The 22,280-nt window shown below is 41.7% G+C and carries 21 protein-coding genes and 2 pseudogenes; 10 read left to right on the top strand and 13 right to left on the bottom strand.

Annotation, left to right across the window (positions count from 1 at the left end; all coding sequences use genetic code 11):
• The first annotated feature begins 469 nt into the window (after positions 1 to 469).
• On the top strand, positions 470 to 880 hold the full coding sequence (locus tag MURRU_RS13790) for a Crp/Fnr family transcriptional regulator (RefSeq protein ID WP_222835041.1): 411 nt from the start codon (positions 470 to 472) through the stop codon (positions 878 to 880).
• Between the two features lie 81 nt (positions 881 to 961).
• Here the strand turns inward: MURRU_RS13790 and MURRU_RS18110 are convergent.
• Positions 962 to 1,357, bottom strand: a pseudogene (locus MURRU_RS18110) (integrase core domain-containing protein); the annotation flags it as partial.
• A gap of 711 nt (positions 1,358 to 2,068) precedes the next feature.
• On the opposite strand from MURRU_RS18110, the gene MURRU_RS13775 reads away from it, so the two are divergent.
• Complete coding sequence (locus tag MURRU_RS13775) at positions 2,069 to 2,557, top strand: DUF2975 domain-containing protein (RefSeq protein ID WP_014034084.1); 489 nt, start codon at positions 2,069 to 2,071, stop codon at positions 2,555 to 2,557.
• A gap of 3 nt (positions 2,558 to 2,560) precedes the next feature.
• Positions 2,561 to 2,788 carry a helix-turn-helix domain-containing protein gene (locus MURRU_RS17660; RefSeq protein ID WP_014034083.1) on the top strand — a complete coding sequence of 76 codons (228 nt, stop codon included), beginning with the start codon at positions 2,561 to 2,563 and terminating at the stop codon, positions 2,786 to 2,788.
• Between the two features lie 143 nt (positions 2,789 to 2,931).
• Here MURRU_RS17660 and MURRU_RS13765 read toward each other — a convergent pair whose 3' ends face one another.
• Positions 2,932 to 4,560 (bottom strand): carboxylesterase/lipase family protein, encoded by a 1,629-nt coding sequence (locus MURRU_RS13765; protein WP_014034082.1) that lies wholly within the window; start codon positions 4,558 to 4,560, stop codon positions 2,932 to 2,934.
• A gap of 88 nt (positions 4,561 to 4,648) precedes the next feature.
• On the opposite strand from MURRU_RS13765, the gene MURRU_RS13760 reads away from it, so the two are divergent.
• A complete protein-coding gene (locus MURRU_RS13760; protein WP_014034081.1) occupies positions 4,649 to 5,416 on the top strand; it encodes an NUDIX hydrolase in 768 nt (255 codons plus the stop codon).
• A gap of 337 nt (positions 5,417 to 5,753) precedes the next feature.
• Here the strand turns inward: MURRU_RS13760 and MURRU_RS17655 are convergent.
• Positions 5,754 to 6,391 (bottom strand): annotated as a pseudogene (locus MURRU_RS17655) (transposase family protein).
• A 149-nt stretch (positions 6,392 to 6,540) separates the two neighbouring features.
• Between MURRU_RS17655 and MURRU_RS13755 the strand changes: the two are divergent.
• The 6 genes from MURRU_RS13755 to MURRU_RS13730 all read left to right on the top strand — a co-directional run bounded on the left by MURRU_RS13755 (position 6,541) and on the right by MURRU_RS13730 (position 10,778).
• Positions 6,541 to 8,217, top strand: coding sequence for a SulP family inorganic anion transporter (locus tag MURRU_RS13755; protein ID WP_014034080.1), 1,677 nt, complete (start codon positions 6,541 to 6,543; stop codon positions 8,215 to 8,217).
• A gap of 232 nt (positions 8,218 to 8,449) precedes the next feature.
• On the top strand, positions 8,450 to 8,683 hold the full coding sequence (locus MURRU_RS13750) for a hypothetical protein (RefSeq protein ID WP_014034079.1): 234 nt from the start codon (positions 8,450 to 8,452) through the stop codon (positions 8,681 to 8,683).
• Between the two features lie 77 nt (positions 8,684 to 8,760).
• The gene (locus tag MURRU_RS13745) at positions 8,761 to 9,489 is read left to right on the top strand and encodes a hypothetical protein (protein ID WP_014034078.1); all 729 of its coding nucleotides are present in this window, start codon (positions 8,761 to 8,763) and stop codon (positions 9,487 to 9,489) included.
• 70 nt (positions 9,490 to 9,559) lie between these two features.
• Positions 9,560 to 9,823 (top strand): DUF2024 family protein, encoded by a 264-nt coding sequence (locus MURRU_RS13740; RefSeq protein WP_014034077.1) that lies wholly within the window; start codon positions 9,560 to 9,562, stop codon positions 9,821 to 9,823.
• On the top strand, positions 9,820 to 10,176 hold the full coding sequence (locus MURRU_RS13735) for a gamma-glutamylcyclotransferase family protein (RefSeq protein ID WP_014034076.1): 357 nt from the start codon (positions 9,820 to 9,822) through the stop codon (positions 10,174 to 10,176). Before MURRU_RS13740 ends, MURRU_RS13735 begins: the two co-directional genes overlap by 4 nt.
• Positions 10,173 to 10,778 carry a MarR family winged helix-turn-helix transcriptional regulator gene (locus MURRU_RS13730; protein WP_014034075.1) on the top strand — a complete coding sequence of 202 codons (606 nt, stop codon included), beginning with the start codon at positions 10,173 to 10,175 and terminating at the stop codon, positions 10,776 to 10,778. Before MURRU_RS13735 ends, MURRU_RS13730 begins: the two co-directional genes overlap by 4 nt.
• 447 nt (positions 10,779 to 11,225) lie before the next feature.
• Here the strand turns inward: MURRU_RS13730 and MURRU_RS13725 are convergent, their stop codons facing one another.
• The 10 genes from MURRU_RS13725 to uxuA all read right to left on the bottom strand — a co-directional run bounded on the left by MURRU_RS13725 (position 11,226) and on the right by uxuA (position 22,276).
• Positions 11,226 to 12,401, bottom strand: a complete 1,176-nt coding sequence (locus tag MURRU_RS13725; RefSeq protein WP_014034074.1) for a Gfo/Idh/MocA family protein — start codon at positions 12,399 to 12,401, stop codon at positions 11,226 to 11,228.
• A 5-nt stretch (positions 12,402 to 12,406) separates the two neighbouring features.
• Positions 12,407 to 13,735, bottom strand: coding sequence for a Gfo/Idh/MocA family oxidoreductase (locus MURRU_RS13720; RefSeq protein WP_014034073.1), 1,329 nt, complete (start codon positions 13,733 to 13,735; stop codon positions 12,407 to 12,409).
• Positions 13,736 to 13,738: 3 nt separating this feature from the next.
• A complete protein-coding gene (locus MURRU_RS13715; protein WP_014034072.1) occupies positions 13,739 to 15,103 on the bottom strand; it encodes a 3-keto-disaccharide hydrolase in 1,365 nt (454 codons plus the stop codon).
• A 40-nt stretch (positions 15,104 to 15,143) separates the two neighbouring features.
• Positions 15,144 to 16,439, bottom strand: coding sequence for a TRAP transporter large permease (locus tag MURRU_RS13710; protein ID WP_014034071.1), 1,296 nt, complete (start codon positions 16,437 to 16,439; stop codon positions 15,144 to 15,146).
• A 5-nt stretch (positions 16,440 to 16,444) separates the two neighbouring features.
• Complete coding sequence (locus MURRU_RS13705; protein ID WP_014034070.1) at positions 16,445 to 16,903, bottom strand: TRAP transporter small permease; 459 nt, start codon at positions 16,901 to 16,903, stop codon at positions 16,445 to 16,447.
• Positions 16,903 to 17,883, bottom strand: a complete 981-nt coding sequence (locus tag MURRU_RS13700) for a TRAP transporter substrate-binding protein (RefSeq protein WP_014034069.1) — start codon at positions 17,881 to 17,883, stop codon at positions 16,903 to 16,905. Before MURRU_RS13700 ends, MURRU_RS13705 begins: the two co-directional genes overlap by 1 nt.
• A complete protein-coding gene (locus tag MURRU_RS13695; RefSeq protein WP_014034068.1) occupies positions 17,883 to 18,557 on the bottom strand; it encodes a bifunctional 4-hydroxy-2-oxoglutarate aldolase/2-dehydro-3-deoxy-phosphogluconate aldolase in 675 nt (224 codons plus the stop codon). Before MURRU_RS13695 ends, MURRU_RS13700 begins: the two co-directional genes overlap by 1 nt.
• A gap of 64 nt (positions 18,558 to 18,621) precedes the next feature.
• Positions 18,622 to 19,668 (bottom strand): sugar kinase, encoded by a 1,047-nt coding sequence (locus tag MURRU_RS13690; RefSeq protein WP_014034067.1) that lies wholly within the window; start codon positions 19,666 to 19,668, stop codon positions 18,622 to 18,624.
• Positions 19,665 to 21,092 (bottom strand): glucuronate isomerase, encoded by a 1,428-nt coding sequence (gene uxaC / locus MURRU_RS13685; protein ID WP_014034066.1) that lies wholly within the window; start codon positions 21,090 to 21,092, stop codon positions 19,665 to 19,667. Before uxaC ends, MURRU_RS13690 begins: the two co-directional genes overlap by 4 nt.
• Entirely contained in the window at positions 21,092 to 22,276 is a 1,185-nt protein-coding gene (uxuA, locus tag MURRU_RS13680; RefSeq protein WP_014034065.1) for a mannonate dehydratase, read from the bottom strand. The genes uxaC and uxuA overlap by 1 nt, the downstream gene beginning before the upstream one ends.
• Positions 22,277 to 22,280 lie beyond the last annotated feature (4 nt).

Genomic DNA, 22,280 nt, shown 5'->3' with positions numbered 1-22,280 from the left:
CACCTAATGCTAATCTCTTTTCGTGTTAAAGCTTATCGGAATGTCTAGGCTTTCCAAGAAATACATATCGTTTGATCATAAACTAATTCAACAGTCGTGTACAATTAGCCATAAACGTGGAAAAAGCTCTTAAAGTCCCTTTTGCCGTAATCTAAAAGACGGGCAGATTTGATAAACCAAAAGCATCTGTTCACCAAATTGAAAAACATTGTCTATAACATACAGAAAACTTTTGTAATTGGTATTTTTGGGAACCAAACAAAAAACCTAACTAATTTTTTACATGTTGTCCAAAAAGAATACAGAGAAAAATCTATTTATCATTTTATTTCTCGACTCAATCTATCCCTTAAGCCCCAGTTTAAAAAATTATCTTGTTCAGCATATAAAAAGTGGTTCCTTCGAGAAAAACGAACTTATTAGCAAAGCCGGGGAGGTTTGCAACCGACTTTATCTTATTAAAAAAGGAATGGTAAGAGGATATTTTGTTTGTGATTCTTCAGAAATAACAACATGGATAGATACTGAAAATGAAGTTTTCACCTCTATTACCGGCTTTTTTAGAAATCAAAAGAGCGAAGAATATATTGAAAGTTTGGAAAAGACCCATTGCGATTATTTGGAATATGAGGACTACAAATACTGTTTGAACCATTTTCCCGAAATGCGACACATTAACCGTATATTACTCGAAGAATATTACATTCTGGCCGAACACAGGGTTTATTTGGCAAGAATTCCGAATGCCCGAAAGCGGTTGGCCTTTTATATGCAATATATGAAACCCCAGATTGTGGAACGAATTCCTCGAAAGCATTTGGCATCTTATCTCGCCATAAGACCGGAGACTTTATCCAGACTTATGAAAGAAAGAATTTAAGCCTTACTCCCAGCTTCCAATCCACCAACGATTTCTTGAGGGAAATGGATTTGCAACAAAAAAGTGACGATTAGATAAGGGTCATGCATCTGATTTTTGGTTATACATTTCGTTTTCAAATTTCGCTATGGTTTTATAGTGCAATGTCGAGTGTATCCTCCTCCTATTGTACAAAGTCTCTATCCATTGGAATATCGATAGTTCCGCTTCGGACCTGAAGCTATAATTTTGATGGTACACCTATTCGACGACCTTCAAGCTCTTGAAGAAGGATTCCTCCATTGCATTGTCCCAGCAATTCCCTTTTCTGCTCATTGATTGTACAACCAGGCCATTATGTCCTTTAAGGATATCGGTAAACTCGTAACTGGCATATTGTGAGCCCCTATCGGAATGGAAAATAAGCCTGTCCGTGATATTGTTCGACCTTGCCGCCATCTTCCAAGCGGGAATTATGGTTTCTGCCGGCCCCAAGGTCTTGCCCTACAGTAAAAAAGAATAAATATTAGCACATACTTTGATTGGTCAAAGAAGAAAGTGTTTTCAACTCTTTAAACATCTGTAAATTGCGACAAAGACAATACATTTATCATGTACAACTTTGGTTCTGCCCAAACGACATGGAACCTATTCAAGTCCGAAGGTCGGAAACAATCTTCAAATTATTCACCTATGTCAACCAATAGGCATAGACTTTAGTTCAATTCGCGGTACCCTGTTCTTTAAGCCTCTCTGTACTACTATCGAACTGGTACTCCGCACTTTTCAACATTCTACGATAAAGAGTTTCGTTGACTGTAACGGGTATATGTAGATAAGGAAATTGGATGTCGTAGTTTCTCCCATTTCTACCCACTAATCTGACTTTGACCGGTTTCTTCTCCATAATCTAAAATTTTTTAAATGTTAAACTATTGGAACATACCGATTGATAATCAGTCAAAATGCATTCCAAACCATGAATCATACATTATTCTCATAAAAATAGTTTTTGAAATGTCAAAGTGGCAATTTAAACTCACTTTCATTGGTTAAATAATGAAAAGAAAGGCAGAGGTTCTTAAAAATTTCCTAATAGAAACTGACATATTTTCAATCCTCATCAACTTTTTGTTTTATTCGATAATTTTTTGTTGTTTTTCAATAAATTTTTATTTTATTTGCCTCTGTATTCAAAATTTGAGATAAATGAAAAACATCAAATCACAAATTACAGATCGAGGCTCCACCCTCTTACTAAAATTTGTTGTTTTATTTTTAGCTATCGCAGCAATCTGTTTGTTTGGCTTTTTATTGTATGTATCCATTGCCGCTGATAGCATGGGGATATTTAGGCCAATTTTATTGGGGATATGTGTGACTGAAATTCCTTTCCTGTATGCACTCTACCAGGCCCACAGGCTACTGCTTTATATTGATAGGAACAAAGCATTTTCAAATGCATCGATCAAGGCCTTAAATAAAATTAAGTTAAGTGCCTTTACAATAAGTTTGTTGTACACTGGAGGGATGCCGTATATCTATTACGTGGGAGAGGTTGATGATGCGCCAGGCATTATATTAATGGGGTTAATATTGGCAGTTGTTCCATTTATAGTGGCTGTATTTGCTGCAGTTTTACTCAAACTGTTTCAAAATGGTTTGAATATCAAATCTGAAAATGATCTAACCGTTTAATATATGGCTATTATAGTAAATTTGAATGTGGTAATGGCCAAGAGGAAGATGTCCCTAAATGAACTTTCCGAGAAAGTAGGGTTGACACTGGCAAATCTTTCAATACTTAAAACGGGCAAGGCCAAAGCAATTAGGTTCAGTACGCTGGAATCTATTTGCAATGTATTGGAATGCCAACCAGGCGACATCTTGGAATATGTCGATGACCAACAAAGCACAATTGCTAGATAACTGCGACCTGCTTAAAATGCATGTTTGTTTTCGATATTGTACCTATAATGGGTACAGGGGGCAATGCCTAAAAGGCATTGCCCCCTGTAGAAAAGATGCGCGACAACAAAGGCACCTTATCGCTGTTTTTCTAACAAGTAGGATTAATTTTTGTAATCCTTGTCCAAAAACTCGTAACGTACATCATCTACGGCCTTGGTCAATTTGCTCTCCGTATCTATGATCATCACGGGGGGTTCATTTTCTTTTGGCTCTACTGCTTCCCAATTGGGCAAGTCTTTTCCATTGGGATTTCCACTCTTAATAAAATTGGCAAAAAACTGCTGCATGGTTTCGGAAGCCTTGTAATCCTCGGCGGTCCAGGCATAATCATCCACAAGGTGCAGATTACCCATAGCGTATTCGATTTCAGCTGCATGTGGCGCGCCGATGGGCTTGGGCATTTGTGGGGCATTGGAATTTTTTTCCACGGTACCACCCGCCAATCCAGATGCCAGGTTTTTGTTCTTTAATGGGGGTCTGATTTTACTGTATAGATAGCGATATACGGGTTGATCACTGTTCTTACGGTGTAAGTCGAACCACTTCCATGTACTATAGGCTATAAAACGGTCGGAAGCAAGGTTCGTTGCTGCCCATTGAAGTTCTTCTTCCGTACTATGTGGATACAGATTCAATACAGTTTGATAATTCTCTGGATAGGCCTCCTTCACTTTGGCTACAAACACCTCTTTTGTAATGGGGCCCTGGGTAAAGGCCATGCCAGGTATCTCGGCAGAATTCCATCCAACCAATAATGGAACCTGTGCCTGTTCCTGTGAGGCAAAGGTTTCGGGCAAGGACTTGGTAAGTAAATACCCGTCAATAACCATAGGAAAGCCAAATTTCTTGGATTCATTATAAATCTCGTACAGCTCGCGTGTACTCAATTTTCTCAATTGAGAAATGTTCTCGATATCGGCATTTTCCAAAAATTGTACACCTTGCTTTTCCGCCTCTGCTAAAGGAATTGGTGCCATAGTTGGCGGAATGGCAGCTCCACTTTCCCCAATAGCTCCTGCAATCAGGTCTTTGGACAATGGGGATGCCATCTGTACACTAACCCCAATAGATCCGGCCGATTCCCCTGCTATGGTCACCTGATTTGGGTCTCCGCCAAAGGCAGCTATGTTTTCCTGTACCCATTGAAGGGCCATATTTTGATCTAACTGTCCATAATTTCCCGATGCCTTGTAAGGAGCCTCGGAGGACAGCTCTGGATGAGCCAGATTCCCAAAAATATTCAGGCGATAATTGGTGGTAACCACCACAATTCCCTTTTTCGCCATACTTTCACCGTCATATCGATATTCCGATGCATCCCCCGCAACGTTTCCGCCCCCGTAAAAGTATACCAGAACGGGAAGGTTTTTATCGTTACGCTTGGCAGGTGTCCAAACGTTAAGGTAAAGACAATCCTCGCTTACGCCATCGGAGCGGGATTTCATATCGCCGAACACCATAGCTTGCATAGGCCTTGGACCAAAACGCTTTGTCTCTACCACACCCTCCCAAGGGTCCAAGGGCTGAGGGGCCTTCCATCGTAATTCACCAATCGGTGGTTTTGCAAAAGGTATTCCAAAATATTTTTGGATACCCGTATGAGTATCGTAAAGCCCCTCAATAACACCATTCTTGAGTTTGGCTTGAACAGGAAAGGCGTTTTTCTGTTGTGAGGTCAGTTCCGACATTACAAAGAGAACCAACGCCACGGAAAGTAATCGCTTTTTCATTATAACTTGTTTTTCTATTGTTACATGTTGTCACAATAGTACTTTGTTTTTATGAGAAAATATACTTTATTTAGAAAAAAATTACATTTTGACCCTAAAAAAAAAGAACCTTAACAAAGAAGACTACATTCCAAATCTAGCATTTGATTCAGTTATTTTTGGTTTTAACGGCAAGAAATTGAAAATACTTGTACTGGAATATCGAAATACTGGACTTTATGCGCTTCCCGGCGGTTTTGTTAGACGCAATGAGAATTTAGAAGAAGCTGTTAAAAAAGGGGTGAGCGAGAGGACAGGGCTCAAGAACATCTATTTGGAACAATTTCAAACTTTTGGTGATGTGAAAAGGTTTGACCCTGAGCCCATGAAACGGATTTTGGAAATGAACGGGCTGGACATAGCATCGCATGGTTGGTTATTGGACCGGTTTATCACCGTTGCCTATTATGCCCTGATCAACTTTGAAAAAGTGATACCCAAACCAGACCCATTATCCGATGGAATCGATTGGTATTCGTTAGATGAGCTACCACCCTTGATGATGGACCACCAACAAATTATTGAAAAAGCACTTGAAACCCTTCGAGAAAATCTGGACAAAAAACTACTGGGCATGAATTTGCTTCCCAAAAAATTTACCATGAAAGAACTACAACAGGTATATGAGGCCATTACCGGCACCTCCTTTAACCGTAGCGGTTTCCAACGAAAAATGTTGAGTGCAAATACCTTGTTGCGCCATGAAAAGAGGTTTTCCGGAAACTCCCATAAAGCTCCCTATCTGTACAGTTTTAAACCCAATCCATTCGACAATCGGCTAAAACCATATATAGGTGACAAAAGTGAATTAAGGTGAGTCGACATAACAAAGTTGGTTTTGAAAAAGAAAAGAATATGTCGTTTAATTACTGACAATCCATCAAATACAATTATTCTACCTTATAATTTATTTCTACCTATTTACTTGAATTTTCTGCCCCATAGGTGATTTTTGAAAGTAACTTGCCCCACTTTTTTGAATAGACAGCTTGTTGGAGAGAGCAAAAAACTACATCTGACTTTTTATTTTAAGTCGACATACAACCTTCCTTTTATACCACACAAGTCTTCTGCAAAATTCTTACATTTAAGCTTTTGTGCTCCCAAAAGATTTATTGAACAATAAGAAAACTGTACTGAACCATAAATTGAACTCATTTAGACTTTTCGATTTTGAATTTTTTCAGGGCCAGCACGATGAAGGAGGGGTAGTTGAACCCTTTCCAGTTTTCCCTGGTGGTATCGAACCTGTTGAGCAGTGAGCGGAAGCTGTCCATCCATACATTGGTGCGCTCTATATATCTTTCATCATATAGTTCCTGATCAAAATATTCGTCCCTCTCCAAGTTCCCGTTCCTTTTATTGAAACAGACGTTGGCGTTGATTTCCTTGGCTGCACAGGTCGACCTGAAGTCCTTGGGATCAAAACCTGCATCCGCATTGAGGAACAGACCGTTGACATCTATCTTGGCATTCTCAAGTGTTGCCGCGACCTTGGTACTCCACGCCCTGTCCGCCCCTTAGGGCAGGAGTGGCTCCTGTCAAGGTCCATGCCGGAGAGGTCGAGCCTGTCCCTGTATTTTTCAAGTATTTCCGTCCAACATGGGTAAAGGGTACCCGATAGGCACCATTTCCCTAAATGGCAGTAAACGCCCTGTCAGGCCAATGCCCTTTGGGAAAATAGAGCAGTTACGGGCAAATATTCCCACTGCACACCTGTCTTCATCTTGTAAAGAACGGCAATGACGATTTCGGACAGCTCCACCCTCGGGGAAAAACCGCGCCTGGGCATCGGGATGTTGGGTACTATTTCCGTTTCTATGATATCTTTGTCAAGTACTTTGTAGATGGGCTATGGAATTTGGGTGGCGCAACACAAATATCCGTAGCCCTCTCTTTCGATCCAAAAAAAGTCTAAAAATCACTTCACTATCTAAAAAGATGAAAAACAATGAATTCACCCCTAAACTTTTAACCCTTCTCAAAGAAGGCATCAGCAAAAAACAAATTACTAAAGACGTAATTGCCGGAATAATTGTAGGAATAGTAGCATTACCATTGGCTATTGCTTTTGCCATTGCATCAGGAGTATCACCGGAAAAAGGACTTATAACGGCAGTAATTGCGGGTTTGACAATTTCTGCGCTGAGTGGTAGTCGTGTACAAATTGGAGGACCAACAGGTGCATTTATCGTTATTGTTTACGGAATTGTTCAAACTCACGGAATAGGTGGACTAACGATAGCCACATTTATGGCAGGGTTTCTCATTATTGGTCTTGGATTGGCTCGGCTTGGCAATTATTTAAAATTTATTCCTTATCCGTTAATTGTTGGCTTTACAAGTGGTATTGCCATTATAATTTTTTCATCTCAAATGAAAGACTTTTTCGGATTAGAAATGGGCGAAGTCCCTGCCGATTTCATTGAAAAATGGAGAGCCTATTTTCTAAATTTCCAAAGAATAAATTGGATAGCTTTTTCAATTGCTGTTGGAACGGTCTTGATATCTCTAAATTTCAATAAAATCACATCAAAAATCCCAGGTTCTATTGTAGCTATCTCATTAAGCACAATAGCTGTTTATTTCTTCGAACTTCCCGTTGAAACCATTGAAACAAAATTTGGTGAAATACCTAACCAGATTAGTTTACCTACATTTCCTAACATAGACTTTGCTACCATCCAACAACTAATTCAACCCGCTATTGCCATTGCATTATTGGGTAGTATCGAATCACTACTTTCTGCTGTCGTGGCTGATGGCATGATGGGAGGCAGACACCGTTCTAATATGGAATTGGTGGCACAAGGAACAGCCAATATCTTTTCAGGACTTTTTGGGGGAATACCTGCAACAGGTGCGATTGCTCGTACAGCAACAAACATTAAAAATGGCGGTAGAACACCCATTTCAGGAATTGTTCACGCTATTGTTTTATTATTGATTATGTTACTTTTTGCACCTGTGGCAAAATTAATTCCATTATCCTGTTTAGCAGGTATTTTGGTAGTAGTTGCTTGGCATATGGGTGAATGGCACCACTTTAAGGCTTTACTAAAAAGCAACAGAATGGACGTAATTGTGTTGCTCACAACCTTTTTCTTAACTGTATTTTTCGACTTGATTATTGCTATTGAAGTAGGAATGATTTTGTCCAGTTTTATATTTATGAAACGAATGAGCGAATCAACATCTATCCAAAACGCAATGAGTTATTTCAAAACTGAAGATGAAAATGGCGAACGACTTTTTGACGAAGAAATACCTGAGATTCCGAAAGGTGTCTTGATTTATGAAATCAACGGCCCTTTGTTTTTTGGTGCGTCTCAAAAGTTTCAAGAAGTAATTAAAGACTTGAAGCAAGAGCCAGAAATTTTAATTTTAAGAGTAAGACACGTTCCATTCATAGATGCGACAGGTATAAACCGACTGAAAGAAATATACAAGTACCTACAATCCCATGGAACAACAATAATTATTTCAGGAGCCAATGATGAAATTAAAAGAGAATTTCTCAAGATGAAAGTTTATGAAGACTTGGGAAAACACAACATTTGTGACAACATTGATGACGCATTAAAAAAAGCAAAGGACACTATTAATGAGAAAAAGTAAACCACTTACTATAACGACAGTAACCGTTGTACAAGCCCTTGAACAGTGGAAAAGAGACCTGTTTAAGCCCTTTTTAGGAGCTTTCTGTTTTTAGGCCAGTCTTTGCAATTTGAATTTTGAGGTATCTATATACGTAACCAGAAATAAATTCTTTAAATAATTTATTTTGTTAGGATTCCTTACTATATTTACATCGGCAATAGTGCCAAAACACAATTTAAACCTTAATCAAATGGCTAAATCAATTTTCTATCACGCAGGATGTCCAGTATGCGTGAGTGCAGAGCACGACATCGTTAATCTAATTGGTGTGGAAAATGTTGAACTTGTTCACATTGGCGAAGACCGCGACCGAATCGCAGAAGCAGAAAAAGCAGGAGTAAACTCTGTTCCAGCTTTGCTAACACCAAATGGGAATGTATTGCACATCAATTTTGGCGCATCTGTGGCCGATGTAAAAGGCTAAAAAATTTATATCAATAAGTTAGGAGTCCTAATTTATTGTAAGGCTCCTAACTTTTAACAATTTAAATTCAATAAATAATGAAACAATTATTCTTTCTTCTTGGAGTTTCCCTTTTCGCTGTTAAGAGTTATGCCTGCGACAAATGCAAAGACTACGACAATGACGATTTCCAAATTAAAAATGTGAGCGTAAAGCACTCGGATGACATTGCAGCTACCATTTGGGAAATTACCGTAAAAGGAACAGCAGGGAAAACAACGCCAACACCAGCAGGTCAAATGAATGGAGCACCTGTTTTAGGTTACGTATTTCCAACTACTTTAAAATCTACCGATGTTGGCTTTGGCGATACCGAAGGCATTGTGGCACTTGCCTTGACCTCACATCCCGACTTTGATGACACGCCACTTTGGGACGAAAATGCTGACCTAAATTTTGTCAATGACGGCATTGTTTGGCATCCGCATTGGGTGGTCTTAACCGATGACAACCGTGTGGAAGGCGGTTTGGCCGTAAAGCAATTTGACCCAAAAGACACTAGTGTGGTTTTACCGCCGACCAATCCGGGAATGCCCATGTATATGGACTCACCAGGTTTTCAAGTCATCACAAACAAGAATACAATACGAGTAGTTGTTCCCGATTATCGAATGAACAACAAAACGAATTTTTCCTATGATGGAGTTACAGCCTTTATGCAAGTCAATACAAGCGGAGAAGTTGGGGGAGACAAGCCAATGCTTGGTGTTTACAAAGTGTATTCAGTAGCAAGTGGCGACCTGTCGCTACCCTATAAAGTCAAGTAATATTTTTTGCCCTGTAAAGTTAGGATTCCTATCTTTACAGGGCTTTCCTTTTTATCAAAATGAAACAAAAATGAAAGTAGCAGTTTGGGACACCTATGTAACCAAAAAAGACGGTAGCGTAATGCACTTTGACATTATTGCTCCTGAAGAAATTAGGGATACAGCCTTAATTTACGGTTATGGTAAAGAATATTTAAAAACCAAAGCTCAAGAAGGACGAGCTTTAACATCAAAAGAATGTAGGTTCTGCCACATGGAAACAGTACGGCCCCAATGGGAAGCTGAGATTAAGCAAAAAGGGTATTTTATCGTTGAAATGGAAAATTGCAGATGAAAGGGACAACACATTTATTATTCTCTTACGGCACCTTACAGTTAGAGAAGGTACAAATTGAAAATTACGGTCGGACCTTAAAAGGAGAGCGAGATAGATTGATCGGGTATAAAACTGAAAAAATACAAATTACAGATACAACAGTCCTTGCTAAAAGTCAGCTGGAACATCACCCAATTGCCGTAAAATCCGCACACGAAAGTGATTTTATTGAAGGCATGCTATTTGAAATTACGAACACCGAGCTTGCTGAAACCGACAACTATGAAGTAAGTGAATACCATAGAATACTTGAAACTTTTGAATCAGGAAAAAAGGCTTGGGTCTATGTGGGCAAAAATATGACACTATGAAATATCCATCATTCAATTTAAACGAACAAAACCAAAAAATAGAAAGCCGAATTGTGGTTGCTTTGGAACGTATTTCGGAAGCATTCAGGGTATTGCTTTGGAACGAAAGTAAAGAAAACTCATTAAGCCCGATACAAATTCAAATTTTGATATTCATCTCTTTCCATTCCTTGGAAAAATGTAAAGTGGGATATTTGGCAGACGAGTTCAATATGACAAAAGCCACTATTAGCGATAGTGTTAGGGTTTTACTCTCCAAAGAATTGGTTACCAAAGAAACAGACCCTACCGACACAAGAAGCTATTCCCTTTCACTTACTGACGAAGGAAAAAATATTGCTAAAAAAGCATCATTCTTTGCTTCTTCCATCGAACAACCGATTGAAAAACTAACACAAGAACAGAAAACAACAATGCTTAACGGGTTGCTGAAATTGATTTATGACCTAAACAAGTCTGGTGTCATTACCATTCAACGCATGTGTTTTACCTGCTCTTTTTACAATGGTGAAAACGGAAATCATTATTGTAATCTACTGAAAACAAAACTTACTGAATCTGAAATTCGTTTGGACTGCCCTGAACACGAAAGGATTACGTAAACAAAGAATAAGACCAAATCCTGTTGGGTAACCATTCGTCCAGCCTCTTTAGCTTTCCTCGGATGGATGCCAATTTGAAGTAGTTTGTCCTGCCCCCTATCAGCCAGTTGAGACAATAGGACAATTATCCGATTATAGTGGATTTCAATATCTATTGCATCAAAAATATCCGCAAATAAAAAAGAAAGCTTAATCATACAAAGTTGAAAAAAACTGCAAATAAGTCAGGGTATTGAAAATAAGCATTGTCATTCTATATGGAGCATCTATTAGAATAAAAAGTAAACCAAATACAATGACATCACGAGTTTTAATCTTAGTAGCTTTTTCAATATTTATCGGACAGTTACAAGCTCAAGAAAATAATTCCGTATATTTTACCAATGGGTTAAAATTGAGGGACTAACTGATTATTTAGCAATAATATGGGGCAGATCATACCTATCATCAAATCCGTGCATCGACCACAATTTTATCGTTATACATGGCGTCCAGTCCCATTTGCACACAAGCTGCGGCCATGGCACCTGTTTTGGCGTTGGAAACGGGCAGCGTATTGTTTATGATATTGTCTCTGAAGTCAATCAAAGCCTGCTTACTGGGGTCTTCATGGTCAAACTCCAATGGAATCCCCCGGCCTTGATCCCAATTTAAGGTGGCCCCTGAAACGCCATCGACCTCACCGATCTCTTTTTGGTAACTTCCCTCGGGATAGTACCAAGCCTTGACATAATCCAAAATATACGTTCCTTTATCCCCCATTACCTTGACCTTGTAATCGCCCATCGCATTACTGGTAAGGCAGGTAAATGATGCCCGCACCCCTTCGGGGTAGCTGTAGATAAGGTGTATATTGTCATAGGTTTCCCTGCCATCTTTCCAGTAATCGATGCCCCCTATGCCCATGACCTTTTCGGGTGTGGCATCCAATACCCAATTGGCAAAATCCAGTTGGTGCGAACAGAGTTCGGCCAAAAGACCACCTGAATATTCGCGGTACATTCGCCAGTTGATCATGCGCTCCCATTTTGGGTCGGGTACAGGACGGCGCCAATTTCCATTTCGGTTCCATTGGCACTCAAAGGCTGTTATCTTGCCTATTTTCCCTTGTTTGATTTCGTCCACGATATGTGAATATAAACGGGAGCTATGATATTGGTGACCTGCTTGAAATATGCTCTTGGATGCATCGGTCGCCGCTACCAATTCCTTGATGCCCTCATATCCCTTTGCCATGGTCTTTTCTCCGTACACATGCTTTCCTGCCTGTAAAGCATCGACAACGATTTTGGAATGTGTACTGAACGGAGTTGCCACCAAAACGGCATCCACATCCTTGTCCTCCAACATTTTTTTGTAGTCAGAATATCCTTTGGCCTTGCCTTCTACTTTTGAAAGTCCCGAGCTAAGTCTAAAGGGAATGATGTCACAACAGGCGACTACCCTCATATTGGGAATCTGGTTGATGAAAGGGATAAGTCCACCGCCCCGGTCCCCTGTTCCAACAATACCAACATTTATGGTTTCGTTTGGACTGTGGGTTCCGTACCCCAGCACTGTTGGAGCATATAAGACTGCGGAACCGGCCAAACTACCTTTAACCATAAAGTCTCGTCGCTTCATACCATTTAAAGTTTAGGTTCCCAGCCTTTTTCGTACTCCCTTTTCCAACCCTGCATGGCTTTTTCACTGTTCAAGACCTTGCCTGTTTGGGTATTTACTTCGATGGTATGCCCGGCATCGTGGGCCATATTTCCCAAGTGGCAGAGCATGGTGGAAACGCTTGCATCTCTTATATCAGAATTTAGAGAGTTATCTTTTCGGATAGCATTAAAGAAGTTGGACACATGATCAACATCCAGCCCGCCGATACCTTGGGTATTGGTGGTGGCACTGAGTTCTTTCTCAAACTCAATTTTGATTGGATTACCTCCAAGATCGTACAACTTGTAAAAATTTCGACTCAGCTCGATTACTCCTTTGCTTCCATAAATAGTGATTCCACGTCCAGGTCGCTCTGGCTTCATTATACCACGGCTGTGGGAAGTCCATGTAATGAATTTATCTCCTGGGAATGTATAAGTCACTTGCTGGTTGTCTGGGAATTCCCAGTCATCATCATAAGTGTACTTTCCCCCAAACGCTGTTACCGTTTCGGGCAGATCCACGCCCAGAGCCCAGCGGCAAATATCAATCTCGTGGGTACCGTTGTTATGGATTTCTCCCGTGCCCCAATTCCGGAACCAATGCCAGTTATAGGGGTGGATGTTATCCCGATAATTTTCTCGGGGCGCTGGACCTTGCCACATATCCCAGTTTAAGGTCTGGGGTACTTCAATTGCCTTTCCGTGCCCAATGGAACCGCGGTTATTGGAATAATAAGCCTCTCCTTTGAAAACGTCTCCGATCACACCTTTTTTGATGTCTTCCACTGCCGACATGGAAGTTTTGGCCGAGCGCTGTTGGTTGCCCATCTGAACTTTTTTTCCATACTTCTTTTGAGCTGCAACCAACAAATCATTTTCATAAGGGTTATGGCTACAGGGCTTCTCTACATAAACGTGTTTTCCTGCCTGTAGGCCCATAATGGCCATGGGAGCATGCCAATGTTCGGGTGTAGCAATAAAGATGGCATCCACGTCCTTATCCTCTAATATTTTACGGAAATCCTTTTCTACCTTCGGTACATATCCTATGCGCTCTTGGCACCAAGCATTGTGTTCTTCCAGAATGGTATCGTCCACATCACAACTGTATAAAATCTTGGCGTTGACATCTTGGTGAATCGCCAACACATGTGCTTTGGCTCGGCTCCTTACACCGATTACCGCACAATTGATATGATCGTTGGCTCCAAGAATTCGGGCATTCGCCCAAGAAGGAAATACTGCAGCGCCCAAGGTAACAGCAGCGGTACCTGTAGTTGTTTTTTTTATGAAATCGCGTCTTGTAGTCATGGTTTACTGCTTTTTAATAGGTTTTATCTTGATGTTTTTAAAACTTACATGATCTCCATGGTCTTGTAACAATATGTGTCCCCTGTCGACCTCTCCAAAGTTGGGCCATTTCACATACTTGCTTTCGGAGACCAGTTTGCGGTATGCTTCGCTTTTTCGCTCGTATTCTAAAACTTTTGTACCATTCAACCAATGCTCCACATGCTTGTCTTTTGAAACGATTCTGGCAGTATTCCATTCTCCAATAGGATTGATGGGTTTATTGACATCTGCCTGTATAAGGTCGTACAAAGATGACACCGTACGGCTACCTTCATGGTTACCCAGTTTAGCATCTGGATGTCGTTCGTCATCCAAAATTTGATATTCCAATCCGATGGACGAGCCTGGCCCTTTGTTCAAATCGGTGTCCACATAGTATTTGATGCCACTGTTGGCACCCTCTGTCAATTTGAAATCCACTTTGAGCTCAAAATCTCCATATAGCTCAGTTGTAACAATATCGCCACCAGCGGCCGATTCTTCGCCCCCGGAGGACAGAACGGTCAATACGCCATCCTTAATTTCCCATCCTTTCTCTGGAAAATCATCAAGACGTGCTCCACGCCATCCCACAGTGGTCTCTCCGTCCCATAACAATTTCCATCCGTTCTTTTCCTCATCGAGGGTAAGCTGGTTTTTGGTCATCACTGGGGCTAAGGGCATTTCTTTACTGTATTTTGAAAGACTGTCGGTCAAAATTTTGATATTTTTCCAGGCAATCTCCGTTCCTTCCTTTTGATCTTTTCCGATACTGTGCACTTGAAGCGCAATAAAGCCACTCGCCGTTTTGTCATCAATCAAATGTGCAGCAGGTACTCCATTGATCCAGGTTTGGATCGTATCTGCGATCGCCTCGATGCGATAGTGGTTCCAATCATTTTGTTTGAAGGCTTTTTGGGCAGCCGGATTATTTTCCAAACTAACGAGCCAACCTCTACGGCCTTCGTCATAGATTCCAGCGCTCCATGCCCTTTCTGATGGATCTATTTCAATTTGGTAGCCGTGCACCCTTCCATTTTGATAATAAGGAAAGCTATTGCTTCGTATTTGGATTCCCGAGTTCATCGTTGGATCCACTTTGTATTCCAATTCCAAGATAAAATCGTCGTACATCTGATCTGTTGTCAAAAAGGAATTGGGCGTATCATGCACCGTGGAACCCACGATCATGTCATCTTTTACCGTATAATTGGCCTCACCGCCCTTTTGGTTCCATCCGTTGAGGGTCCCATCAAATAGGTCAATCCATGGTGTGTCATCTTTGGGAGCTTCAGCACACCCCCAACACAGCAGGAGTGCCAATGTTCCGAATTTTAATTTGTTCATTTTATGTATCATTAGTTAAAAATTATATTCTACAATTCGATTAAAGGCCAAATAGGCCGGGCAACCACAAGGCCAATGCTGGAATGTACGTAATCAGGAACAAGGCCACGATCATAGCTACAAACAAAGGCAACAGGGGCTTTATCACTTTTTCAATGGATGTTTTGGCTACACCTATTCCCACAAAGAGTACCGAACCCACAGGTGGTGTGCACAGTCCAATGCAAAGGTTCAAGATCATGATGATGCCGAAATGTACCGGATCTATCCCCAATTTTGTTACAACAGGCAAAAATATGGGGGTAAATATGAGCACGGCCGGAGTGATGTCCATAAAAACACCGACTAGCAACAATATTACATTTATGATGAGCAGTAGAGCTACCTTGTTATCGGTTATGGACAAAAGCCCTGCACTGATGTCCTGTGGGATGTGCTCAAAGGAGAGTGCCCAAGACATACTCATGGAGGCGGCAATCAATAGCATGACAACAGCGGTAGTGGCCGAGGCGTTTAAAAAAATATTGGGCAGTTTTTTAAACGTTATCTGCTTATAGATAAAACCTAAGACCAAACTATAGAGCACAGCAATGGCCGAAGCTTCGGTAGCTGTAAATATTCCTGCTACGATGCCCCCAATGACCAAAACCAATAAGAATAGGCTTGGAACGGCATCAACAAAGGTTTTAAAAACCTGACCTAAAGTACTTCGCTCTCCGGTACCATATCCTTTCTTTTTCGCCCAAAACATGGCGACCACCATCAAAAGCAACCCGGTAATCAAACCAGGAATATATCCGGCCAAGAAAAGTGCGGCAATCGATGCCCCGCCGCTTGCCAAGGAATACACGATCAAAATGTTACTTGGGGGAATCACCAATCCCGTAGTGGCCGAGGTAATGTTAACAGCAGTGGAGAATCCTTTGTCATAGCCCTCTTTTTCCATTTCTGGTCCGAGAATGCTCCCCATGGCCGAAGCCGAGGCCATGGCCGAGCCTGCAATGGCGCCCATGAACATCGCCGATATAATATTGATTAGGGCGAGTCCTCCGGGCAAGGCACCGACCAAGGTTTTGGCAAAAGCTATCAAACGGTGGGCAATTCCTCCATGGTTCATCAATTCCCCTGACAATATAAAAAATGGGATGGCCAGCAGTGCAAAACTATCCAAGCCTGTGGCCATACGCTGTGATATGGTCGCCAATGCGGGCAAGGAGGGAACACTGACCAATAAGGTCAACATAGATGAAATAGCTATGCTCCACGCCACAGGAGTACCTATGGCCAAAAGACCCACAAAACTAATGATCAAAACAAGTAAGGGTATATAATCCATAAGGCTCAATCCGTTATTATGTCCACAACTTTATTATAAACCACTATCAGTCCGCTCAAGGGAATCACGATATATACGTATGCCAAGGGCAACCCCAATGCAGGGGAAAGCTGTTTGAGTTCATAGGTAGTGTACACCAACCATCCGCCACCTGTTACCATTGCCGCCAGACAGAACAGGATGATGAAACCAGACACCAATCCTTTCAATACTTTTTGGTTTTTGGCATTGGCACGTTTAGCCAGAACATCTATTGCCACATGACCATTTTTTCCAGATACGTAGGCCGCTCCCAGCAATCCCAACCAAATCATAAGAAATCGGGCGAGTTCATCCGTAAATGCACTTGGTTCTCCTATTACATACCTACTGAACACCTGCCAAAGTACATTCAGCACCATGAGGCCCATCAGTACTACCAGCAAATGCGCCAAAATATTTTCCAATGCCCTTTTGAGTCCCATCACTTTGCCAATGATTTGATTTGTTGTATCATGCTGTTCAATTCCGTATCATCTTCATACGCCCGGTACATTTCCTTTGTCATTTGGATGAATGGCGTTTTATCTGGATATGAAATCTTTACCCCTGCTTTCTGGACTTTTTCCAGTGCCTCGGCTTCCGATATGGCCCACAATTTTCTTTGGTGTGCCAATGATTCTTTTACTGCTTGTTGAACCCATCCCTGTTCCTGTTCCGAAAGGGTATCCCAAAATTGGGTACCAACGATCAAAACGTCCGGGGAAAAGGTATGTTCGTCCAACGAATAATAAGGGCACACCTCATAATGCTTGGAAAGGTAAAAACTGGGGGGATTGTTCTCCGCTCCATCCACCACGCCCTGTTGCAGGGATGTATAGAGCTCTCCCCATGAAATAGGCGTGGGCGAACCTCCAAGACTTTTGACCATATCTATGGCCGTAACACTTTCCATTACCCTGATTTTGAGTCCTTTTAAATCATCTGGAGTATTTATGGGCTCGTGTTCGGTATAAAAACTTCTAAATCCGGCATCGTAATAACCCAGACCTTTTAATCGAAATTGTTTGGCATTGTCCAACAATGTTTGCCCAATAGTGCCATCCAGAACTTCAAAGGCATGTTCCCTGCTCTCAAAAAGATAGGGCAATCCCAATATTCTTGTCTTTGGAGCAAAATTCTCCAAGGTGGCAACCGATACCTTGGTCATATCCAGACTTCCCAATTGAATCAACTCCAGGATTTCACGTTCGGTGCCCAATTGTTGATTGGGATAGATCTCTACACGAAGTCTGCCCTTGGAAACACTATCAAGATCTTCCCCCATTTTTACCATAGCCCTGTGTACGGAATGGTTGATATCCAAACCATGAGCCAACCTTATCGTCTTGATACTACTGACCTCTTCACAACTAGTGGCGAAAAGCAAAGCGTACAATAAAAAAATGGTAGGAACGTGCTTCATTATTTTTTCCTTCTGATAGTTTCGATCAATTTTATGGTCTCTGCTACTTTTTTCTGTAGCCCTTCAAAATCTTTACCTTCCAAAATATCTTTGGAAATCAATTTTGAACCCATTCCCACGCAGGTTACTCCCGCATCAAACCAAGCTTTGAGATTTGCTTCTTCTGTACTTACCCCACCTGTTGGCATAATGCTTGTCCAAGGTTGGGGCCCTTTAATGGCCTTTACAAATCCTGGTCCATAGGTAGACCCCGGAAAGAGCTTGATCAATTCACAACCTAATTCTTCGGCTTTATTGATTTCGGTCAAAGAGCCACAGCCCGGCGACCATAGTATTTTTCTACGATTACAAACTATGGCGATGTCTTCCCTTAAAGATGGGGTTACCACAAAGTTTGCTCCCATTTGCATATAAAAGGATGCTGCCGATGCATCCGTAATGGATCCAACCCCCATGATCATCCCCGGAAGTTCTTTCAGGGAATATTTGTTCAATGCTAAAAAAACCTCAAAGGCAAAATCGCCACGGGCCGTGAACTCCATCAAGCGGGCACCGCCATCGTAGCAAGCCTTGAGCACCTTTTTGCCCAATTCGATATCGGAATGATAGAACAAGGGAACCATACCTGTTTCCTGCATCACCCGCACTACTTCCAACCTTGTATATGTTGCCATAATTTTTGATTAAAAACATGGAACCGGAACACCCGGTTCCATGGGAATTTAACTAACTCGAATATTATCGAGATACTCTTCCAGAGGCATCACCTCCCATTAACTTTTCTACTTCTGAAACGGTAGCCAAATTGGCATCCCCTTTTATAGTGTGCTTTAAACAAGAAGCCGCAACGGCAAAGTCCAATGCCTTTTGATCATGGTTCGGATAGGTCAACAGTCCATAAATCAATCCCCCCATAAAGGAATCTCCTCCACCGACCCGATCTACAATATGTGTAATTTGGTACTGGGGCGATTTGAACATGGTCTTGCCATCATACAACACTCCTGCCCATGTATTGTGCGATGCAGATATAGATCCCCGTAGTGTGGTTATTACCTTTTTGGCGTTGGGAAATCGTTTCATCATCTGCTGGCACACGGACAAAAATGCTTCGGCCTTGACATGTTCCCCTTGTTTCGTAATGTCCAAACCTTCCGGTTTGATACCAAAGTGTTTTTCCGCGTCCTCCTCATTGCCCAAGACAATGTCGCAGTACGAAGTTAGTTCGGACATGATTTCCTCCCGCTTTGCATCATCGCAGTATTTCCAAAGCTTGGCCCGGTAGTTCAGATCCGTGGATATGGTAACTCCCATATCACTGGCAACCTTTACAGCCTCTAAGCACGCATCGGCAGCTCCTTGAGAAATAGCTGGCGTAATTCCGGTCCAATGGAACCACTCCACATCTGTGAAGACACTGTCCCAATCTACCATACCAGGCTCTATCTCTGCCATGGCAGAATGTGCTCTATCGTAGACCACTTTGCTACCGCGGCTTACGGCACCAGTTTCCAAGAAATAGATGCCCAAACGGTCACCGCCATAAATGATATGATCAGTGCCAACACCACGCTTTCTCATTTCCATCAGTGCACATTCCCCGATGTCGTTCTTGGGAAGGCGGGTCACAAAATCCACGGGTACGCCATAGTTAGCCAATGAAACGGCGACATTGGATTCGCCACCTCCGTAGACCACATCAAAATTATTGGCCTGTGAAAACCTTAGAAAACCTTGAGGGGAGAGTCTCAACATAATTTCTCCAAACGTTACCACTTTTTTCATTCCGTTATCTCTATTTTTTGATTATATCCTAAATTAAAATAGGCCTTGGCATTTCTGTAACAAATATCCTGAACCATACCACCTATGTAAGATAGGTCATTCGGCACAAGACCTTTTTTTATATCGTTCCCCAATATATTACACAACAATCTCCTAAAATATTCGTGCCTGGGAAAGGATAGAAAGCTCCGGGAATCGGTGAGCATGCCCACAAAACAACTGAGCAATCCCATATTCGATATGGCATTTAATTGCCTTTCCATGCCGTCCAGTTGATCATTGTACCACCATCCCGAGCCCATTTGTATCTTTCCCCGAACACTGCCATCATTGAAGTTTCCTGCCATGGTTGCAAAAACTTCATTAAGGGCAGGATTAAGATTATATAGAATGGTCTTACCAAGCTGTCCTGTATTTTCAAGGGTGTTCAAGAATTTAGCAAGATTGATGGCCTGCGGAAAATCGCCAATCGAATCAAACCCGGTATCAGGCCCTAACTGGGCCAATTTTCCTTTGTTCGTGTTGCGCAGTGCCCCCAAATGGAATTGCTGTACCCATCCCAGTTTATGGTATTCACGGCAAAGATGGATCAAGGTCTCAAAGGTAAAGTATTGTTTCTCTTCTCTTTCCAAGGGAAGGTCGTTCAATAGCTTTCCAAAGATGACCTCTACATCATAGTTGTTTATCTCAAAATGATACAATTGTTCCAGACCATGGTCGGAAAGGCGGCAACCATTTTCATGGAAATATACCATCCTTTTTTTAAGGGCCATGATCAAATCCTGATAGGTTAATATCTGGATTCCGGATACCTCACCCAACTTTTCCAAATATGTTCTGTAAGCGCTATTGTCCTCAATAGCATATACCTTATCTGGCCTGAACGTTGGTAACATTTTTGGCGAAATTTCTTTCTTTGCCATACTACGATGATGCGCTAAAGTGTCTGTAGGATCATCCGTGGTACAGATAACTTCTACGTTGAACTGTTGTAACAGTCCAATTGTACTATGGCTTTTCTCTTGTAGTTGCTCTTTGGTATCCTCATAAATACGTTCGGCATTGTTGCCCGTAAGCAAATCTTCTATACCGAAATAACGTTGTAATTCCAAATGTGTCCAATGGTACAGTGGGTTCCTAAGCGTGTGAGGGACGGTTTCGGCCCATTTTTGAAACTTTTCTTCGTCGGATGCATCTCCGGTAATGTACTGCTCATCAATTCCAAAAGTTCGCATCGCCCGCCATTTATAGTGATCATCCGTCAACCAAGCTTCCGTTAAATTTTTGAACTGGTGATTGTTTGCAACATATTCGGGCGATAAGTGGTTGTGGTAGTCAATTATGGGCATTTCCTTCGCATAGCCGTGATACAATTCCTCAGCTTGTGGGATTTCCAGTAAAAAGTTATCTTTTATAAATGCCATTAGCGTAAGGATTTTTCAATACCATACATGAGTCCCCTTAATTCTGCAAGACCCCGTAAGCGTCCTATCGCGGAATATCCAGGATTTGTTTTTTTGTTGATATCGTCCAACATTTGGTGTCCATGGTCGGGCCTCATGGGCATGCGTTGGTTCTTTACATTTTTTTTCTTGCGGATATGCTGTTCTTTAAGCAATGCATGCATCACTCCATACATATCCACATCACCATCCAAATGGTCCGCTTCATGGAAATTGCCCAGCGAATCTCTTTTCGTACTTCTCAGATGTATAAAATTGATTTTTTTGGATAAACGATCGGCCATGCCCGCCAAATCATTGTCCGCCCTAACCCCATAAGATCCCGTGCAAAAACAGAGTCCGTTATGGGGACTATCATAGGCAGCGAGCAGTTTATTGGCATCTTCTTCCGTACTCACCACTCTTGGGAGCCCCAGAATGGGATATGGAGGGTCATCCGGGTGGATTGCCAAAAAGACCCCGGACTTTTCAGCGGTCGGTCCAATTTCCTTGATAAAGTTGTATAGGTTTTCTCTTAGTTCCTCTTCCCCAATGTCCTGATACATATCCAAAGCCTGTTGAAACTGTTCCAACGTATAACCTTCCTCAGCACCTGGAAGACCAGCAATTATATTCTGGACCAAACGCTTCTTGGCATCATCTTCCATCACATCGAATGTTGCCTTGGCCATTTGAATGGTATCCTTGGAATAATGGTCAAAGGCCTTTTCACGATTCAGGATAAAGAGTTCAAATGCTGCAAATTCAATGGCATCAAACCGAAGTGCATAGGAACCATCCGGCATTTTATAAGAAAGATCGGTTCGGGTCCAATCCAAAATGGGCATAAAATTATAACACACCGTATCTATTCCGCATGAGCCAAGATTTTCAATGCTTTGTTTGTAATTGGCTATAAACTCTTTATAATTACCTGTTCTTTTTTTTATGTCTTCATGAACAGGGATACTCTCTACAACCGACCATATAAGACCCGAAGCTTCTACTTCTTTTTTTCTTTCATTGATTTCAGCAATGGGCCACACATCACCATTTGGAATATGGTGCAATGCCGTTACAACCCCAGTTGCCCCGGCCTGTCTGATATCTGCAAGGGAAACAGGATCTTTTGGTCCGTACCATCGCCATGTTTGTTCTAGACCCATGAAT

Source organism: Allomuricauda ruestringensis DSM 13258, assembly GCF_000224085.1.
In the GTDB taxonomy this organism is placed as follows: Bacteria; Bacteroidota; Bacteroidia; order Flavobacteriales; family Flavobacteriaceae; genus Flagellimonas; species Flagellimonas ruestringensis.
Note: the sequence above shows the minus strand (reverse complement) of the source record. Positions and strands in the feature narration are given on the sequence as shown.

Coding starts and splice junctions, on each gene's coding strand:
- MURRU_RS17660 (WP_014034083.1), top strand. CDS start 2,561: ATGGCTATTATAGTAAATTTGAATGTGGTAATGGCCAAGAGGAAGATG.
- MURRU_RS13715 (WP_014034072.1), bottom strand. CDS start 15,103: ATGAACAAATTAAAATTCGGAACATTGGCACTCCTGCTGTGTTGGGGG.
- MURRU_RS13740 (WP_014034077.1), top strand. CDS start 9,560: ATGAAAGTAGCAGTTTGGGACACCTATGTAACCAAAAAAGACGGTAGC.
- MURRU_RS13700 (WP_014034069.1), bottom strand. CDS start 17,883: ATGAAGCACGTTCCTACCATTTTTTTATTGTACGCTTTGCTTTTCGCC.
- MURRU_RS13765 (WP_014034082.1), bottom strand. CDS start 4,560: ATGAAAAAGCGATTACTTTCCGTGGCGTTGGTTCTCTTTGTAATGTCG.
- uxaC (WP_014034066.1), bottom strand. CDS start 21,092: ATGGCATTTATAAAAGATAACTTTTTACTGGAAATCCCACAAGCTGAG.
- MURRU_RS13710 (WP_014034071.1), bottom strand. CDS start 16,439: ATGGATTATATACCCTTACTTGTTTTGATCATTAGTTTTGTGGGTCTT.
- MURRU_RS13775 (WP_014034084.1), top strand. CDS start 2,069: ATGAAAAACATCAAATCACAAATTACAGATCGAGGCTCCACCCTCTTA.
- MURRU_RS13730 (WP_014034075.1), top strand. CDS start 10,173: ATGAAATATCCATCATTCAATTTAAACGAACAAAACCAAAAAATAGAA.
- MURRU_RS13725 (WP_014034074.1), bottom strand. CDS start 12,401: ATGAAGCGACGAGACTTTATGGTTAAAGGTAGTTTGGCCGGTTCCGCA.
- MURRU_RS13745 (WP_014034078.1), top strand. CDS start 8,761: ATGAAACAATTATTCTTTCTTCTTGGAGTTTCCCTTTTCGCTGTTAAG.
- MURRU_RS13695 (WP_014034068.1), bottom strand. CDS start 18,557: ATGGCAACATATACAAGGTTGGAAGTAGTGCGGGTGATGCAGGAAACA.
- MURRU_RS13720 (WP_014034073.1), bottom strand. CDS start 13,735: ATGACTACAAGACGCGATTTCATAAAAAAAACAACTACAGGTACCGCT.
- MURRU_RS13735 (WP_014034076.1), top strand. CDS start 9,820: ATGAAAGGGACAACACATTTATTATTCTCTTACGGCACCTTACAGTTA.
- uxuA (WP_014034065.1), bottom strand. CDS start 22,276: ATGGGTCTAGAACAAACATGGCGATGGTACGGACCAAAAGATCCTGTT.
- MURRU_RS13790 (WP_222835041.1), top strand. CDS start 470: ATGGTAAGAGGATATTTTGTTTGTGATTCTTCAGAAATAACAACATGG.
- MURRU_RS13755 (WP_014034080.1), top strand. CDS start 6,541: ATGAAAAACAATGAATTCACCCCTAAACTTTTAACCCTTCTCAAAGAA.
- MURRU_RS13705 (WP_014034070.1), bottom strand. CDS start 16,903: ATGGGACTCAAAAGGGCATTGGAAAATATTTTGGCGCATTTGCTGGTA.
- MURRU_RS13750 (WP_014034079.1), top strand. CDS start 8,450: ATGGCTAAATCAATTTTCTATCACGCAGGATGTCCAGTATGCGTGAGT.
- MURRU_RS13690 (WP_014034067.1), bottom strand. CDS start 19,668: ATGAAAAAAGTGGTAACGTTTGGAGAAATTATGTTGAGACTCTCCCCT.